This window comes from Streptomyces sp. NPDC002577, from assembly GCF_053594815.1.
Genome location: NZ_JBSFWK010000023.1, coordinates 21,187 through 35,927, shown reverse-complemented (window position 1 = coordinate 35,927; position 14,741 = coordinate 21,187). Strand labels below are relative to the sequence as shown.

Annotated in this window: 23 protein-coding genes; all 23 read right to left on the bottom strand. The window is 67.7% G+C overall.

What is annotated here, in order from left to right; translation table 11 throughout:
• Window positions 1-53: 53 nt before the first annotated feature.
• Window positions 54-509, bottom strand: a complete 456-nt coding sequence (rplO, locus tag ACWD4J_RS25790; protein WP_451397792.1) for a 50S ribosomal protein L15 — start codon at window positions 507-509, stop codon at window positions 54-56.
• Between the two features lie 2 nt (window positions 510-511).
• Window positions 512-694 (bottom strand): 50S ribosomal protein L30, encoded by a 183-nt coding sequence (gene rpmD, locus ACWD4J_RS25785; RefSeq protein WP_181659089.1) that lies wholly within the window; start codon window positions 692-694, stop codon window positions 512-514.
• On the bottom strand, window positions 694-1,299 hold the full coding sequence (gene rpsE, locus ACWD4J_RS25780; RefSeq protein WP_142141939.1) for a 30S ribosomal protein S5: 606 nt from the start codon (window positions 1,297-1,299) through the stop codon (window positions 694-696). The genes rpmD and rpsE overlap by 1 nt, the downstream gene beginning before the upstream one ends.
• Window positions 1,300-1,335: 36 nt before the next feature.
• On the bottom strand, window positions 1,336-1,719 hold the full coding sequence (gene rplR, locus ACWD4J_RS25775; protein WP_451397791.1) for a 50S ribosomal protein L18: 384 nt from the start codon (window positions 1,717-1,719) through the stop codon (window positions 1,336-1,338).
• 3 nt (window positions 1,720-1,722) lie between these two features.
• The gene (gene rplF / locus ACWD4J_RS25770; protein WP_451397790.1) at window positions 1,723-2,262 is read right to left on the bottom strand and encodes a 50S ribosomal protein L6; all 540 of its coding nucleotides are present in this window, start codon (window positions 2,260-2,262) and stop codon (window positions 1,723-1,725) included.
• 24 nt (window positions 2,263-2,286) lie between these two features.
• A complete protein-coding gene (gene rpsH / locus ACWD4J_RS25765; RefSeq protein WP_055706474.1) occupies window positions 2,287-2,685 on the bottom strand; it encodes a 30S ribosomal protein S8 in 399 nt (132 codons plus the stop codon).
• A gap of 210 nt (window positions 2,686-2,895) precedes the next feature.
• Window positions 2,896-3,081: a type Z 30S ribosomal protein S14 gene (locus tag ACWD4J_RS25760; protein ID WP_003956452.1), complete on the bottom strand. Its 186-nt coding sequence runs from the start codon at window positions 3,079-3,081 to the stop codon at window positions 2,896-2,898.
• A gap of 5 nt (window positions 3,082-3,086) precedes the next feature.
• Window positions 3,087-3,644, bottom strand: a complete 558-nt coding sequence (gene rplE / locus ACWD4J_RS25755; protein WP_077796752.1) for a 50S ribosomal protein L5 — start codon at window positions 3,642-3,644, stop codon at window positions 3,087-3,089.
• Entirely contained in the window at window positions 3,644-3,967 is a 324-nt protein-coding gene (rplX, locus tag ACWD4J_RS25750) for a 50S ribosomal protein L24 (RefSeq protein ID WP_053674523.1), read from the bottom strand. Before rplX ends, rplE begins: the two co-directional genes overlap by 1 nt.
• A 2-nt stretch (window positions 3,968-3,969) precedes the next feature.
• Window positions 3,970-4,338 (bottom strand): 50S ribosomal protein L14, encoded by a 369-nt coding sequence (gene rplN, locus ACWD4J_RS25745; protein WP_003956455.1) that lies wholly within the window; start codon window positions 4,336-4,338, stop codon window positions 3,970-3,972.
• A 99-nt stretch (window positions 4,339-4,437) separates the two neighbouring features.
• Window positions 4,438-4,725 carry a 30S ribosomal protein S17 gene (gene rpsQ / locus ACWD4J_RS25740; RefSeq protein ID WP_451397789.1) on the bottom strand — a complete coding sequence of 96 codons (288 nt, stop codon included), beginning with the start codon at window positions 4,723-4,725 and terminating at the stop codon, window positions 4,438-4,440.
• A complete protein-coding gene (rpmC, locus tag ACWD4J_RS25735) occupies window positions 4,725-4,949 on the bottom strand; it encodes a 50S ribosomal protein L29 (RefSeq protein WP_030174543.1) in 225 nt (74 codons plus the stop codon). Before rpmC ends, rpsQ begins: the two co-directional genes overlap by 1 nt.
• Entirely contained in the window at window positions 4,949-5,368 is a 420-nt protein-coding gene (gene rplP, locus ACWD4J_RS25730; protein ID WP_033319640.1) for a 50S ribosomal protein L16, read from the bottom strand. Before rplP ends, rpmC begins: the two co-directional genes overlap by 1 nt.
• Window positions 5,369-5,373: 5 nt before the next feature.
• On the bottom strand, window positions 5,374-6,207 hold the full coding sequence (gene rpsC / locus ACWD4J_RS25725; RefSeq protein ID WP_451397788.1) for a 30S ribosomal protein S3: 834 nt from the start codon (window positions 6,205-6,207) through the stop codon (window positions 5,374-5,376).
• Complete coding sequence (gene rplV / locus ACWD4J_RS25720; RefSeq protein WP_030420835.1) at window positions 6,207-6,554, bottom strand: 50S ribosomal protein L22; 348 nt, start codon at window positions 6,552-6,554, stop codon at window positions 6,207-6,209. The genes rpsC and rplV overlap by 1 nt, the downstream gene beginning before the upstream one ends.
• 42 nt (window positions 6,555-6,596) lie before the next feature.
• Window positions 6,597-6,878 (bottom strand): 30S ribosomal protein S19, encoded by a 282-nt coding sequence (gene rpsS / locus ACWD4J_RS25715; protein ID WP_137303156.1) that lies wholly within the window; start codon window positions 6,876-6,878, stop codon window positions 6,597-6,599.
• A gap of 12 nt (window positions 6,879-6,890) precedes the next feature.
• Complete coding sequence (rplB, locus tag ACWD4J_RS25710; RefSeq protein ID WP_028805741.1) at window positions 6,891-7,727, bottom strand: 50S ribosomal protein L2; 837 nt, start codon at window positions 7,725-7,727, stop codon at window positions 6,891-6,893.
• 38 nt (window positions 7,728-7,765) lie between these two features.
• On the bottom strand, window positions 7,766-8,182 hold the full coding sequence (gene rplW / locus ACWD4J_RS25705; RefSeq protein WP_451397787.1) for a 50S ribosomal protein L23: 417 nt from the start codon (window positions 8,180-8,182) through the stop codon (window positions 7,766-7,768).
• The gene (gene rplD, locus ACWD4J_RS25700) at window positions 8,182-8,832 is read right to left on the bottom strand and encodes a 50S ribosomal protein L4 (protein WP_451397786.1); all 651 of its coding nucleotides are present in this window, start codon (window positions 8,830-8,832) and stop codon (window positions 8,182-8,184) included. The genes rplW and rplD overlap by 1 nt, the downstream gene beginning before the upstream one ends.
• A gap of 8 nt (window positions 8,833-8,840) precedes the next feature.
• Window positions 8,841-9,485 (bottom strand): 50S ribosomal protein L3, encoded by a 645-nt coding sequence (rplC, locus tag ACWD4J_RS25695; protein WP_355782961.1) that lies wholly within the window; start codon window positions 9,483-9,485, stop codon window positions 8,841-8,843.
• Window positions 9,486-9,502: 17 nt separating this feature from the next.
• Window positions 9,503-9,811, bottom strand: coding sequence for a 30S ribosomal protein S10 (gene rpsJ / locus ACWD4J_RS25690; protein WP_003948644.1), 309 nt, complete (start codon window positions 9,809-9,811; stop codon window positions 9,503-9,505).
• A gap of 470 nt (window positions 9,812-10,281) precedes the next feature.
• On the bottom strand, window positions 10,282-11,364 hold the full coding sequence (locus ACWD4J_RS25685; protein WP_451397785.1) for an endo-1,4-beta-xylanase: 1,083 nt from the start codon (window positions 11,362-11,364) through the stop codon (window positions 10,282-10,284).
• A gap of 98 nt (window positions 11,365-11,462) precedes the next feature.
• Window positions 11,463-14,663: a glycosyl hydrolase 115 family protein gene (locus tag ACWD4J_RS25680; RefSeq protein WP_451397784.1), complete on the bottom strand. Its 3,201-nt coding sequence runs from the start codon at window positions 14,661-14,663 to the stop codon at window positions 11,463-11,465.
• Window positions 14,664-14,741 lie beyond the last annotated feature (78 nt).

Here is a 14,741-nt window from a genome sequence, read left to right as displayed (position 1 = left end):
GTGGAGCATCCCCGGTGGGATCGTTCAGATCATCGGGCTCGTTCTCTGAAGGTTCAGACGAGCTCGGTGACGGTACCGCCGGCGGCGGTGATCTTCTCCTTGGCGGAGCCGGAGACGGCGTCGACCGTCACCTGCAGCGCCACGGAGACCTCGCCCTGGCCGAGGACCTTGACGAGGCTGTTCTTGCGAACGGCACCCTTGGCGACCAGGCCCTCGACGGTGACCTCGCCACCCTCGGGGTAGAGCGCGGTCAGCTTGTCGAGGTTCACGACCTGGTACTCGGTCTTGAACGGGTTCTTGAAGCCCTTCAGCTTCGGGAGGCGCATGTGCAGCGGCATCTGGCCACCCTCGAAGCGCTCCGGAACCTGGTAGCGGGCCTTGGTGCCCTTGGTACCACGACCGGCCGTCTTACCCTTCGACGCCTCACCACGACCGACACGGGTCTTGGCGGTCTTGGCGCCCGGGGCGGGACGGAGGTTGTGGATCTTGAGCGGGTTCTGCTCCGCCATGATCAGTCGACCTCCTCGACCGTCACGAGGTGACGGACATGGCGCACCATGCCGCGGAACTCGGGGCGGTCCTCCTTGACAACCACGTCGCCCAGGCGCTTGAGGCCCAGGGTCCGCAGGGTGTCACGGTGGTTCTGCTTGCTGCCGATGTACGACTTCGTCTGCGTGATCTTGAGGCGAGCCATCACACACCCGCCCCGGCACGCGCACGGAGCAGAGCCGCAGGGGCGACGTCCTCGAGGGGCAGACCACGGCGGGCCGCGACCTCCTCGGGACGCTGCAGGCCCTTCAGGGCCTCCACGGTCGCGTGCACGATGTTGATCGCGTTGTCGGAGCCGAGCGACTTCGACAGGATGTCGTGGATACCGGCGCACTCGAGCACGGCACGCACCGGACCACCGGCGATAACGCCGGTACCCGGGGACGCGGGCTTGAGCAGCACGACGCCGGCAGCCTTCTCACCCTGGATCGGGTGCGGGATGGTGCCCTGGATACGGGGGACCTTGAAGAAGTGCTTCTTGGCCTCCTCAACGCCCTTGGCGATGGCGGCCGGCACCTCCTTGGCCTTGCCGTAACCGACACCCACGGTGCCGTCACCGTCGCCCACCACGACCAGCGCGGTGAAGCTGAAGCGACGACCACCCTTCACAACCTTGGCGACGCGGTTGATCGCGACGACGCGCTCAACGTACGCGGTCTTCTCGGCGGCAGCAGCGCCGCCGTCACGGCCCTTCCGGTCCCGCCGCTCGCCGCCACCGGCACCGCTTCCGCGGCGCTGGGGTCCAGCCATTGGATTACCTCTCTCTTTCCGCTAGCTACAAGCGGCTCAGAACTTGAGCCCGGCTTCGCGGGCGGCGTCCGCCAGGGCGGCGATGCGCCCGGCGTACTTGTTGCCACCACGGTCGAACACGACGGCCTCGACACCCGCGGCCTTGGCACGCTCGGCGACCAGGGCGCCGACCTTGCCGGCAGCCGCGGACTTGTCGCCCTCGCCACCGCGGATCGACGTGTCCAGGGTCGACGCCGACGCCAGGGTGTGACCCTGGATGTCGTCGATGACCTGGGCCACGATGTGGCGGTTCGAGCGCGTCACGACCAGGCGCGGACGCTCGGCCGTACCCGAGATCCTCTTGCGGATGCGGATGTGGCGGCGCTTGATGGCAGTCGCCTTGTAGGCATTGCCCTTGGCGATCTTCACACCGTATGCCATGGCTTACTTACCCGCCTTTCCGACCTTGCGGCGGATGACTTCGCCCTCGTACTTGACGCCCTTGGCCTTGTACGGGTCGGGCTTGCGCAGCTTGCGGATGTTGGCCGCAACCTCGCCGACCTTCTGCTTGTCGATGCCCTCGACCGAGAACCTGGTCGGCGACTCGACCTTGAACGAGATGCCCTCGGGGGCCTCGATCAGGATCGGGTGGCTGTAGCCGAGCGAGAACTCGAGGTTCGAGCCCTTCGCCACGACGCGGTAACCGACACCGCTGATCTCGAGCTTCTTCACGTAACCCTGGGTCACGCCGGTGATCATGTTCGCCACCAGCGTGCGGGACAGGCCGTGCAGGGCCTTGTTCTGACGCTCGTCGTTCGGACGGGTGACGTTCAGAACGCCGTCCTCGCCCTTAACGATGTCGATCGGCGCGGCAACGGTGTGAGAGAGGGCGCCCTTGGGGCCCTTCACCTGGACCGTACGGCCGTCGATGGTGACGTCCACGCCGGCGGGAACCGTGATGGGGAGCTTGCCAATACGCGACATAGCTGTTTCCTCCGTTCCCTTCCGCTACCAGACGTAGGCGAGGACTTCCCCACCCACGCCCTTCTTGCCGGCCTGCTTGTCGGTGAGGAGCCCGTGGGACGTGGAGATGATCGCCACGCCCAGGCCGCCGAGCACCTTCGGCAGGTTGGTGGACTTCGCGTACACCCGGAGACCGGGCTTGGAGATCCGCTTGATGCCCGCGATGGAGCGCTCACGGTTCGGGCCGAACTTCAGCTCGAGGACGAGGTTCTTGCCCACCTCGGCGTCCTCGACGCGCCAGCCCGTGATGAAGCCCTCCTGCTGGAGGATCTCCGCGATGTGCGACTTGATCTTGCTGTGCGGCATCGACACCGAGTCGTGGTATGCCGAGTTCGCGTTCCGCAGACGCGTAAGCATGTCTGCGATCGGATCAGTCATGGTCATGAATTGGCCTTCGGCCTCTCTCGCCGGGGTTTCCTGTATGCGCCATCCCTCTCCCCACTCATGGGCGGGACGGGTGCGGCGCGGGGACCTACGGCGTAGTAAGTCGTACGGGCGACGGGCGCCCAACCCTCCTAGCCTAAGCCATGGAAGGCAGGGCACCCGACGACCCTCTGCTTACCGAGAGACTCCGGTCTCCCCTGAACTAGGGGATTACCAGGAGCTCTTGGTCACGCCCGGCAGCTCGCCACGGTGAGCCATCTCACGAAGGCACACGCGGCAGAGGCCGAACTTGCGGTACACGGAGTGCGGACGGCCGCAGCGCTGGCAGCGGGTGTACGCACGCACACCGAACTTGGGCTTGCGAGCAGCCTTGGCAATCAGAGCCTTCTTCGCCATCTCGCTCACGCCTCCTTGAAGGGGAAGCCGAGGTGACGAAGGAGCGCACGGCCCTCAGCGTCGTTGGTCGCCGTGGTCACCACGGTGATGTCCATACCCCGGGTGCGGTCGATCTTGTCCTGGTCGATCTCGTGGAACATGACCTGCTCGGTGAGACCGAAGGTGTAGTTGCCACGGCCGTCGAACTGCTTGGGGGACAGACCACGGAAGTCGCGGATGCGCGGCAGCGCGAGCGACAGGGTGCGGTCCAGGAACTCCCACATGCGGTCGCCACGGAGCGTGACGTGGGCACCGATCGGCTGGCCCTCACGCAGCTTGAACTGCGCGATGGACTTGCGGGCCTTGGTGACGGCCGGCTTCTGACCCGTGATCGTGGTGAGGTCGCGGATGGCGCCCTCGATCAGCTTGGAGTCGCGGGCGGCGTCGCCCACACCCATGTTGACCACGATCTTGACGAGGCCGGGAACCTGCATGACGTTCTCGTACGAGAACTCCTCACGCAGCTTGCCCGCGATCTCCTCGCGGTACTTCGTCTTGAGACGCGGAGTGGTGGTGGTAGCCATCAGATGTCCTCACCCGTCCGCTTGGCAACGCGGATCTTGTTGCCCTCGTCGTCGAAGCGGTAGCCGACGCGAGTGACGACCTTGTTGCCGTCCTTCTCCACAACGAGCTGAACGTTGCTCACGTGGATCGGGGCCTCGGTCGTGACGATGCCGCCGGCCTGGGAGCCGCGGGCCGTCGGGCCGGCCTTGGTGTGCTTCTTGACCCGGTTGACACCCTCGACCAGGACACGCTCGTCGCGCGGGTAAGCGGCAATGACCTTGCCCTGCTTGCCCTTGTCCTTGCCGGTGATGACCTGGACCAGGTCACCCTTCTTGATCTTCATGCTTACAGCACCTCCGGCGCGAGCGAGATGATCTTCATGAACTTCTTCTCGCGCAGCTCACGGCCCACCGGGCCGAAGATACGGGTGCCACGAGGGTCGCCGTCGTTCTTCAGAATGACAGCGGCGTTCTCGTCGAAGCGGATGTACGAGCCGTCCTGGCGGCGGCGCTCCTTGACGGTGCGAACGATGACCGCCTTGACGACGTCACCCTTCTTCACGTTGCCACCGGGGATCGCGTCCTTGACGGTGGCGACGATGACGTCACCGATGCCCGCGTAGCGGCGACCGGAGCCACCGAGAACACGGATGCAAAGGATCTCCTTCGCACCAGTGTTGTCGGCGACGCGCAGTCGCGACTCCTGCTGGATCACGTCTATCTCCTGATCGTCTGCCGGTTCCCCGGGGGCTGCTTGGTCGCAGCCCCCGGAGCCTGGCGGAACTGGTCCGAGGGGAATGCCCCTCGGAAGGGGTTACTTGGCCTTCTCGAGGATCTCGACGACGCGCCAGCGCTTCGTCGCGGACAGCGGCCGGGTCTCCATGAGGAGGACGCGGTCGCCGACGCCCGCAGCGTTCTGCTCGTCGTGCGCCTTGAGCTTGCTCGTACGGCGGATGACCTTGCCGTACAGCGCGTGCTTGACGCGGTCCTCGACGGCGACGACGACGGTCTTGTCCATCTTGTCGCTGACGACGAGGCCCTGGGCGGTCTTGCGGAAGCCGCGCTCGGTGCTCTTGTTCTCAGTCACGTTGCTCTCGCTCATCAGGCGCTCTCCACCGTCTCGATGCCGAGCTCGCGCTCACGCATCAGGGTGTAGATCCGGGCGATGTCCTTACGGACCGCCTTGAGACGGCCGTGGTTCTCGAGCTGACCGGTCGCCGCCTGGAAGCGGAGGTTGAACAGCTCTTCCTTGGCCTCGCGGAGCTTGCCAAGAAGCTCCTCGTTGCCCAGCTCGCGCAGCTCGGACGCCTTGGTGCCGGCCGACATCACGCTTCACCTGCCTCGCGCCGCACGATGCGGCACTTCATCGGAAGCTTGTGAGCAGCGCGGGTAAGCGCCTCACGCGCAATCTTCTCGTTCGGGTAGGACAGCTCGAACATCACCCGGCCCGGGTGAACGTTCGCGACCCACCACTCCGGCGAACCCTTACCGGAACCCATGCGGGTCTCGGCGGGCTTCTTGGTCAGCGGGCGGTCCGGGTAGATGTTGATCCAGACCTTGCCGCCACGCTTGATGTGGCGGGTCATCGCGATACGAGCCGCCTCGATCTGGCGGTTGGTCACGTACGCCGGCGTGAGGGCCTGGATGCCGTACTCGCCGAACGCAACCGTCGTACCACCCTTGGCCTGACCGCGGCGCTTCGGGTGGTGCTGCTTGCGGTGCTTGACCCTACGGGGGATCAGCATGTCGGTCAGGCCTCCGTTCCGGTGCTCTCAGCCGGAGCAGCGGCGGGAGCCTCGGCCTTGGGGGCCTCGGCAGCCGGAGCCGACTGCTGCTGCGGCTTACGACCGCGACCGCCACGCTCGCCACCGCGGCCACCACGGGCCGGGCGGTCGGCGCCGCCACGGGCCGGGCGGTTGCCGGCGCGGGCAGCGGCGTTCTCGGCGCGGACCTCGGCGATGTTCTTGACGTCGCCCTTGTAGATCCAGACCTTCACACCGATGCGGCCGAAGGTCGTCTTGGCCTCGAAGAAGCCGTAGTCGACGTTCGCGCGGAGCGTGTGCAGGGGCACACGGCCCTCGCGGTAGAACTCCGAGCGGGACATCTCGGCGCCGCCGAGACGGCCACCACACTGGATCTTGATGCCCTTGGCGCCGGCCTTCATCGTGCCCTGCATGCTCTTACGCATGGCGCGACGGAAGGAGACGCGGGAGGACAGCTGCTCGGCAACGGCCTGAGCCACCAGCTGAGCGTCGGTCTCGGGGCTCTTGACCTCGAGGATGTTCAGCTGGACCTGCTTGCCCGTGAGCTTCTCGAGGTCGCCGCGGATGCGGTCGGCCTCGGCGCCACGGCGGCCGATGACGATGCCGGGACGCGCGGTGTGGATGTCCACCCGCACGCGGTCACGGGTGCGCTCGATCTCGACCTTGGAGATGCCGGCGCGCTCCATGCCGGACGTCATCATCCGACGGATGGCGACGTCTTCCTTGACGTAGTCCTTGTACAGCTTGTCGGCGTACCAGCGGGACTTGAAGTCCGTGGTGATGCCGAGCCGGAACCCATGCGGGTTAACCTTCTGGCCCATTACCGGGTTCCTTCCTTGCTGCTGACGACCACGGTGATGTGGCTGGTCCGCTTGCGGATCCGGTAGGCACGGCCCTGGGCGCGCGGACGGAACCGCTTCAGGGTCGGGCCCTCGTCGACGTAGGCCTCGGAGATGAAGAGGCTGTCGACATCGGTGTGGTCGTAGTTGTGCGCGGCGTTGGCGATGGCGCTGTCAAGCACCTTGCCGACCGGCACGCTCGCGGCCTGCGGGGCGAAACGCAGGACCGCCTGAGCCTCCGCGGCATCCATGCCACGGATAAGGTCCACCACGCGGCGGGCCTTCATGGGCGTGACGCGGATGTACCGCGCCTGGGCCCTGGCTTCCATGGTTGTCCTTCCAGTGTCTGTCATGGTCATTCCACCCCGCTACTAGCGGCGCTTCGACTTCCGGTCTTCCTTCACGTGGCCCCGGAAGGTGCGCGTCGGCGAGAACTCGCCGAGCTTGTGGCCGACCATCGACTCGGTGACAAACACCGGGATGTGGGTCTTGCCGTTGTGCACCGCGATCGTGTGGCCGAGCATGGCCGGGATGATCATCGAGCGACGGGACCAGGTCTTGATGACGTTCTTGGTGCCGGCTTCGTTCTGGGCGTCCACCTTCTTGATCAGGTGGTCGTCGACGAAGGGCCCCTTCTTGAGACTGCGCGGCATCTAAACCCGCTCCTAGCGCTTCTTGTTCGTCTTGCGGCGGCGGACGATGTACTTGTTCGAAGCCTTCTTCGGCGAACGAGTACGACCCTCCTTCTGACCCCACGGGGAGACCGGGTGGCGACCACCGGAGGTCTTGCCCTCACCACCACCGTGCGGGTGGTCAACCGGGTTCATCGCCACACCGCGAACGGTCGGGCGGACGCCCAGCCAGCGCTTACGGCCGGCCTTGCCCCAGTTGATGTTCGACTGCTCGGCGTTGCCGACCTCGCCGACGGTGGCGCGGCAGCGCACGTCGACCAGGCGGATCTCACCGGACGGCATACGAAGGTGGGCCATCTGGCCCTCCTTCGCCAGCAGCTGCACGGAGGCACCGGCGGAGCGGGCGAACTTGGCGCCGCCACCGGGACGGAGCTCGATCGCGTGGATCGTGGTACCGACCGGGATGTTGCGGAGCGCCAGGTTGTTGCCCGGCTTGATGTCGGCACCGGGGCCGTTCTCGACCCGGTCGCCCTGCGACAGGTTGCGCGGGGCGAGGATGTAGCGCTTCTCGCCGTCCGCGTAGTGCAGCAGCGCGATGCGCGCGGTGCGGTTGGGGTCGTACTCGATGTGCGCGACCTTCGCCGGCACGCCGTCCTTGTCGTGACGACGGAAGTCGATCACTCGGTAGGCGCGCTTGTGTCCGCCACCCTGGTGGCGAACGGTCACACGACCGGCGTTGTTACGGCCGCCCTTGCTGTGCAGCGGGCGGACCAGCGACTTCTCCGGCGTGGACCGCGTGACCTCGACGAAGTCGGCGACGCTGGAGCCACGACGGCCCGGAGTCGTCGGCTTGTACTTGCGGATACCCATTTCTCAGTCCTCGTCCGATATCGGACCAGGGCGCTCCGTTAGGAGGCCTGGCCGAAGATGTCGATACGGTCGCCCTCGGCGAGGGTCACGATCGCGCGCTTGCTGTCGGCACGCTTGCCGAAGCCCGTGCGGGTCCGCTTGCGCTTGCCCTGGCGGTTGATCGTGTTGACCCCGGTGACCTTGACCGAGAAGACCGCCTGGACGGCCTGCTTGATCTGGGTCTTGTTGGCACGCGGGTCGACGATGAAGGTGTACTTGCCCTCGTCGAGCAGCGCGTAGCTCTTCTCGGAGACGACCGGCTTGAGGAGGACGTCACGGGGGTCCGTGAAGCTCTTGCTCAGCGGGGTCTCAACGGTGTTCTTGCCCTCGGTGGCGTGGCGCTTCGCCTTGGCGAGGCGCGCGGCCTTCGCGGCCTTGGCGGCCTTGGGGGCAATGCTCGGGTGACGCGTAGCCATCAGGCCTCGCTCCCTTCGGTCTCATCGGCCTTGGGGCCAGACACGAAGGACTCGAAGGCGGCCTGGGTGAAGACCACGTCGTCCGAGACGAGCACGTCGTACGTGTTCAGCTGGCCCGGCTCCAGGATGTGCACCTGGGGCAGGTTGCGGGCGGAGAGCAGCGCAGCCTCGTCGTTCCGCTCGATGACCAGGAGCACGTTCTTGCGCTCCGAGATCTTGCCGAGCAGGTTCTTCGCGGCCTTGGTGGAGATCTCGCCCTCGACCACGCCGGTGACGACGTGGATACGGCTGTTGCGGGCCCGGTCGGTGAGGGCACCGCGCAGCGCGGCGGCCTTCATCTTCTTCGGGGTCCGCTGCGAGTAGTCACGCGGCACGGGACCGTGGACGACGCCACCGCCGGCGAACTGCGGCGCACGGGTCGAACCCTGACGGGCGCGGCCGGTGCCCTTCTGGCGGTACGGCTTCTTGCCACCGCCGCGGACCTCGCCGCGCGTCTTGGTCTTGTGCGTGCCCTGGCGGGCAGCGGCCAGCTGGGCGACGACGACCTGGTGGATCAGCGGAATGCTGACCTTGGCGTCGAAGATCTCCGCGGGGAGCTCGACGGTACCGGCCTTGTCGCCTGCCGGCGAAAGGATGTCAACAGTGCTCATCGGTTACCTCAGGCCCCCTTGGCCGCGGTGCGGACCAGGACGAGGCCGCCGTTCGGACCGGGAACCGCGCCCTTGATGAGCAGCAGACCCTTCTCCGCGTCAACGGCGTGGACGGTCAGGTTCTGGGTGGTGACCCGCTCGTTGCCCATGCGGCCCGCCATGCGGAGGCCCTTGAACACGCGGCCCGGGGTGGCGCAGCCACCGATGGAACCGGGAGAGCGGTGCTTGCGCTGGGTGCCGTGTCCGGCGCCGAGGCCCTTGAAGTTGTGACGCTTCATGACACCGGCGAAGCCCTTGCCCTTGCTCTTGCCGGTCACGTCCACCTTGACGCCGGCCTCGAAGGTCTCGGCGGTGATCTCCTGGCCGAGGGTGTACTCGCTGGCGTCAGCGGTACGGATCTCGACGAGGTGACGACGGGGGGTGACGTCGGCCTTGGCGAAGTGGCCCTTGAGGGGCTTGTTCACCTTGCGCGGGTCGATCTCGCCGAAGGCGATCTGGACCGACTCGTAGCCGTCGGTGTCGTTCGTACGGACCTGGGTGACGACGTTGGGGCCGGCCTTGACGACGGTGACCGGAACAACACGGTTGTTCTCGTCCCACACCTGCGTCATGCCGAGCTTCTCGCCCAGGATGCCCTTGATCTGCTTAGCCATTCTCAGATCACCGGCCCTCAGAGCTTGATCTCGATGTCGACACCGGCCGGAAGGTCGAGTCGCATCAGAGAGTCAACGGTCTTGGGCGTCGGGTCGAGGATGTCGATCAGGCGCTTGTGCGTACGCATCTCGAAGTGCTCGCGCGAGTCCTTGTACTTGTGCGGCGACTTGATGACGCAGTACACGTTCTTCTCAGTGGGCAGCGGCACCGGGCCCGCGACCGACGCACCAGTGCGGGTCACCGTCTCGACGATCTTCTTCGCCGAGGAGTCGATGACCTCGTGGTCGTAGGCCTTGAGCCGGATGCGGATCTTCTGTCCCGCCATGGCTACTTCGTAGTCCTGTCTCTCGTAAACGCTCTGGAACCCGGCGGCCGGCTCGTGAAAGCCGGGCCTCTTCTCCGACCCACGCGGTCGGGCGTGTCGCGCCCCCGCTGACAGAGATATCCGGAAAGGATTTCCCTACTAGGGGGTGCGATCGTCGACCGCGGCCGGGAGATGAGCTCACCCACCGGGTGCCTGGCCGGTACCCCGCTGACACTTCCCGGAAGATTCCCGTACTTCCGCCCCTGAGAAGGGGCGACGAGTACTGTGGGACTCGCTTCCGGTCCTCCCGGCGGGAGGCGCGCAGCATCGGCACTCAACCGAGCAACCCCGATAGTCTGCCATACGGGACGGGGCCATCGCCAATCGGGCCGAAGAGAGTACCCCGTGCCGAGCTCAGGTCAAACCTTCGGGGGGCAGACATGCGGGTGCCCCGGCCGAGCGGCCGGGGCACCGATGCCTGGCGGGTGGGGTCAGCGGCCCGAGGCAAGCTCCTCGCGGACCGCGTAGAACGCCGGCTTCTCGACGTAGTTCTCGTCCAGCAGGTTCGCCGCGCCCTGACCGGAGAAGGTGCCGGGGACCCAGCTGTACTTGTCGGTGTAGCCCCAGACCGTGAAGGACTTGCAGCTGGTCGCGCCGAGGCAGGCGTCGAGCAGGCCGCGGTAGTAGTCGGCCTGCTTCGCGAGCTTCGTGTCGTCCGCGGGCATGACCATGCGGATGTCGACCTCCGTGAAGGCCGTCTCCAGGCCGAGGTCCGCGAAGCGCTGCAGGTTGGCGGCGACGTCGCCCGGGAAGCCGTACTGGACGCCGAGGTGGCCCTGGATGCCGAAGCCCTGGACCGGGACGCCCTCGGCAAGCAGCTCCTTGACCAGGTTGTAGTAGGCCGTCGACTTCGCGTTGACGCCCTCGACGTTGTAGTCGTTCACGAACAGCTTCGCCTTGGGGTCGGCCTCGTGGGCCCAGCGGAAGGCGTCGGCGATGTAGTCCGGGCCGAGCTGCTGCAGCCAGATCGAGTTGCGCAGGGTGCCGTCGTCGTTGAAGACCTCGTTGACGACGTCCCACTGGTAGATCTTGCCCTTGAAGTGCTCGACCTCGGTGGTGATGTGGTTCTTCAGGATGGCGCGCAGCTCGTCCGAGCCGATCGAGCCGTCGGCGACACCGGAGGTCAGCCACTTCGGCAGCTGGTTGTGCCAGATGAGGGTGTGGCCGCGCACGGCCTGGCCGTTCTCCTTGGCGAAGTCCACGAGGGCGTCGGCCTTGGACCAGTCGTACACGCCGCGCTGCGGCTCGACGGACTCCCACTTCATGACGTTCTCGGCGGTGACCGAGCTGAACTCCCGCGCGGTCGTCCTTCGGTACTGCTTGTCCTGGGCCAGGGCCGTCATGTCCACGGCAGTGCCGATGCGCACGTCCGCACGGTCGGCGTACGACCGGAGCGGGGTGCCCGTCGTGGTGGCGGCGGACTCCGAAGCGACAGCGGCCGTCGGTGCCCCCGTGACCACGAGAGTCGCGCCGAGCAGCGCGAGGGCGGTGATGGGCGTGCGGAAACGCGTCATGTTCTTCCTTAGTCGGTATGGGTTGTACGGATTCAGGGGTGCTGGTGGTGCTGGTGGTGATGCGGGGACCGGCAGGCAGCGGTCGTGCGGCGTGCCGGTCAGCGCACGCGGCGGCTCTCCAGGGGCCCGAGGTACGTGGGCGTGAGGCCGCCGGTGTCGATCACCAGGCGCTGGAGGACGACGGTCGGGTCGACCATCCAGAAGTTCAGGCGGTGCACTCCGGCGCGGTCGAGGGTGTGCCGGGTGGCGGTGAGGTTGACGTTGTCGGAGGTGTTCCGGGCCCACTGGGCGTTCATGACGCCGTCGTCGGCGCCGGTCACCGCGGTGATGTCGACGGTCTGCGGCGCGTCGTCGTCGAAGGAGACGGCGTAGCGCAGGCCGCCGGTGGGCAGGGCCGGGTTGCGCGGCGAGAGGTAGGCCCACACCGTGACCGTGCGGGGAGCGAGCAGGCTCACCTCGTACTCCAGGCGGGGCGAGGCGCCGCCCGGCGTCCGGCGGGCCGCGGTGACGGGGACGGGCGTCATGCCGGCGCCCGTACGGCCGATGCGGTCGATGCGCTGCCAGCCGATGTCGTCGGCACCGACGGCGCGCGTGCAGTGCTCCGCGTCGATCGCGACATAGCCGCCGGCCTCGACGAATCCGCTGAGGCCGCGGGCGGACGTGTGCTCGGCGATCGCCGTGACGGTGACCGCGGCGCCGTCAGGACCGTGCACGGTGATGTCCGCCTCGGTCCGGCCGCGCGGCGCCTTCGACCAGTCCACGGTCACCGTCGCCCGCACCTGCTGCTCGACCCGGCCCTCCGGCCGGTCGACCGTGATCCACGGCACGGACGGCGTGATGCGGTAGTCGAAGGGCTCCCGGCCCCGGTTGAAGACCTCGATGTACTGGTCGGGGCGGGTCTGGTACGGGCTGAAGGCGGGCAGCACCGCCGGGTCCTGGGCCGCAGGCCACCACTCGTCCGAGCCGTCGACCGCCACGCCCAGCTCCGCCGCGTCCGGCACCTCGATGCGCTGGACGGCGGGGAAGATCTCGTCGGGGAGGGCGACGTTGTTCAGCTCGGGCTGCTGCCAGGAGGCGTTCGGTCCGTAGCGCGCCACGTCGCCGTAGCCGATGTGCGGCTGGGTCTGGAAGCCCTTCCACTTGCCGCCCGCCACCTGGGAGTTGAAGCGGTCGGCCAGCGCGAAGTCCTCGGCGAGCCGGGCCTCGGCGGTGGCCGCCAGGTCGTTGGTGGCGGCGCGTCCCTGCCGCGCGTAGTGCAGGTTGGTGAACTCCGCCTCGCGCAGGGCGTACACGTTCGCGGTGGCCTGCACCTCGTACCCGACGAGCTCGAACCAGGCGTCCTGGTCGGCCTCCGGCAGATGCCGGGCGATCCGGTCGGCGTCCCTGGCGAGCTTCCGCCACTCGTCGGTGACCCGCTCCAGCTCCCGGTGGCCGGTGACCGAGAACGGCGTGGCCTTGTCGTCGTTGACGATCGCCGAGGAGTCCTTGGCCGGGTCCTTCGCCGGGTTCAGGGTGATGCGGCGGTTGAGCAGCTCGGGCTTGCGGCGCGACTGGAGCTGGGCGTACGTGGCGAGCACCTCGGCGATCGCGGAGGTCTGGGCCTCGCCGAAGTTCTGCCGGGCGTAGCGGCGCTCCCACTCGGGGATGTTCTCCAGATCCCAACGCCCCGGATTCCAGGCGTAGTCGAGGAAGAACTGGGTGGGCAGTTCGTTGCCCTTGAGGTCGCCGACGTTGGTGACCCACAGGCCGTGGTTGCCGTACGCGACGGCTTGGCGCAGCTGGTCCCACATGTTCGGCAGTGAGGTGGTGTCCACCCACTTGTAGTTGCGGCCGCCGCCCACGTAGTCGAAGTGGTAATAGAGGCCGTAACCGCCGCTGCGGGCGGGCTCGGACAGGTCGGGGTGCTTGCGGATGTTGCCCCAGTTGTCGTCGGTGAGGACGACCGTGACGTCCTCGGGGGCTCGCAGGCCGCGGTCCCAGTAGCGCTGGACCTCCTTGTAGAGGGTCCACACCTGCGGGATCGAGGCGGGGTCCTTGCCGGTGACCTCGGCGATGATCTCGCGCTGGGCGGCGATGATCTCCTGCATCAGCTCGATGCCGTCGCCGTCGGGCAGGCTGGTGTCGCCGTTGCCGCGCATGCCGAGGGTGACCACGCCCTCGAAGTCCTGGTCGGCCATGCGGCGGATGCCGTCGGTCCAGTACGCCTTGAGGGCCTCGGCGTTGCGCCGGAAGGACCATTCGCCGGTGCCGCCGTACGGGTCGTGGCCCGGGGTCGTGATGGCCCCGCTGCTGTCACGCTTGGCGGCGACGGCGTGCCGGTTCCACTCCTCGATGCCGCGCATCATGGGCGCCTCGTGAGAGGTGCCCATGACAATCCCGTACTCCTTGGCGCGCGCGTGGTTCTGCGGGTCGTCCTCGGCGAAGGCGCGCCCCCACACCGCCGGCCACAGGTAGTTCGCCTTCAGGCGCAGCAGGAGCTCGAAGACCTTGGCGTAGAAGTCGGCGTTGAAGCCGCCCGGGAACCCTGCGGCCTTGCCCGTGCCGAAGTAGGCGGGCGCCCAGGTGCCGAGGGCCGGGTTCTCGTCGTTGATGAAGATGCCGCGGTACTTCACGGCCGGGGTTCCCTGGGTGTGGCGGCCCGGCAGGACGTACAGCGCGTCGCGGTGGACCGGGCGGACGTCGTCCCACCAGTACCAGGGCGAGACTCCGATCCCGAGCGAGACGTCGTACGCACCGAAGATCGTGCCGCGCGGGTCGCTGCCCGCGATGACAAGTGCGCGCTCCACTCCCGGCAGCGGGTGCTCGACGACGGTCTGCAGAGACGTCTCCCACGTGCCCTTGATGCCGTCGACCGCGAGCTTGCCCGACTCCACGAGGCGGTCGATCAGCGGACTGCGGCCGATGGTGCCGATCAGGGTGATCTCACGGGAGCCGCTCGGCACGTCGCCCTTCACCAGGCGCGGGCGCACGCCCGTGACGCGCTCGATGTCGTCCCGCAGATCGGCCGCCACGCGCACGACCCCGGTGTGGTCGTCGGCGCTCACCACGAGCGGCACGGCCTGCCCGTCGCGTACGAGCGGAAAGGCGCCCGCCTTCGCCGTGAAGGAGATGTAGGAGCCCGCATCCGTCGGCCGGGTCCCGTCGGCCCCCGCAGGCCCCGCGGTGGCGGCCTGCGCGACGCCGGAAAGCCCCGGAAGCGTTCCACCGAGCGCGGTCAGCGCCAGGGCGCCGAGACCGGCACCCGCGCCCGTCCCCAGTACGGCTCTGCGGCTCGGCCGTGGCGGGACAGACCTCTCCATGAAACGCTCCTCCGGAGTTGTGGCGGCAGATACGTGCGTCGACTGCCGAGCCACATGGTGGAGCGATAATTTCCCGGA

Coding starts and splice junctions, on each gene's coding strand:
- ACWD4J_RS25685 (WP_451397785.1), bottom strand. CDS start 11,364: ATGACGCGTTTCCGCACGCCCATCACCGCCCTCGCGCTGCTCGGCGCG.
- rpsS (WP_137303156.1), bottom strand. CDS start 6,878: ATGCCGCGCAGTCTCAAGAAGGGGCCCTTCGTCGACGACCACCTGATC.
- ACWD4J_RS25760 (WP_003956452.1), bottom strand. CDS start 3,081: ATGGCGAAGAAGGCTCTGATTGCCAAGGCTGCTCGCAAGCCCAAGTTC.
- rplC (WP_355782961.1), bottom strand. CDS start 9,485: ATGGCTAAGCAGATCAAGGGCATCCTGGGCGAGAAGCTCGGCATGACG.
- ACWD4J_RS25680 (WP_451397784.1), bottom strand. CDS start 14,663: ATGGAGAGGTCTGTCCCGCCACGGCCGAGCCGCAGAGCCGTACTGGGG.
- rpsJ (WP_003948644.1), bottom strand. CDS start 9,811: ATGGCGGGACAGAAGATCCGCATCCGGCTCAAGGCCTACGACCACGAG.
- rplF (WP_451397790.1), bottom strand. CDS start 2,262: ATGTCGCGTATTGGCAAGCTCCCCATCACGGTTCCCGCCGGCGTGGAC.
- rplE (WP_077796752.1), bottom strand. CDS start 3,644: ATGGCTACCACCACCACTCCGCGTCTCAAGACGAAGTACCGCGAGGAG.
- rpsE (WP_142141939.1), bottom strand. CDS start 1,299: ATGGCTGGACCCCAGCGCCGCGGAAGCGGTGCCGGTGGCGGCGAGCGG.
- rpsC (WP_451397788.1), bottom strand. CDS start 6,207: ATGGGCCAGAAGGTTAACCCGCATGGGTTCCGGCTCGGCATCACCACG.
- rplW (WP_451397787.1), bottom strand. CDS start 8,182: ATGGCTACGCGTCACCCGAGCATTGCCCCCAAGGCCGCCAAGGCCGCG.
- rpmC (WP_030174543.1), bottom strand. CDS start 4,949: ATGTCGGCCGGCACCAAGGCGTCCGAGCTGCGCGAGCTGGGCAACGAG.
- rplX (WP_053674523.1), bottom strand. CDS start 3,967: ATGAAGATCAAGAAGGGTGACCTGGTCCAGGTCATCACCGGCAAGGAC.
- rplR (WP_451397791.1), bottom strand. CDS start 1,719: ATGGCATACGGTGTGAAGATCGCCAAGGGCAATGCCTACAAGGCGACT.
- rpsH (WP_055706474.1), bottom strand. CDS start 2,685: ATGACCATGACTGATCCGATCGCAGACATGCTTACGCGTCTGCGGAAC.
- rpmD (WP_181659089.1), bottom strand. CDS start 694: ATGGCTCGCCTCAAGATCACGCAGACGAAGTCGTACATCGGCAGCAAG.
- rplP (WP_033319640.1), bottom strand. CDS start 5,368: ATGCTGATCCCCCGTAGGGTCAAGCACCGCAAGCAGCACCACCCGAAG.
- rplO (WP_451397792.1), bottom strand. CDS start 509: ATGGCGGAGCAGAACCCGCTCAAGATCCACAACCTCCGTCCCGCCCCG.
- rpsQ (WP_451397789.1), bottom strand. CDS start 4,725: ATGAGCGAGAGCAACGTGACTGAGAACAAGAGCACCGAGCGCGGCTTC.
- rplD (WP_451397786.1), bottom strand. CDS start 8,832: ATGAGCACTGTTGACATCCTTTCGCCGGCAGGCGACAAGGCCGGTACC.
- rplV (WP_030420835.1), bottom strand. CDS start 6,554: ATGGAAGCCAGGGCCCAGGCGCGGTACATCCGCGTCACGCCCATGAAG.
- rplB (WP_028805741.1), bottom strand. CDS start 7,727: ATGGGTATCCGCAAGTACAAGCCGACGACTCCGGGCCGTCGTGGCTCC.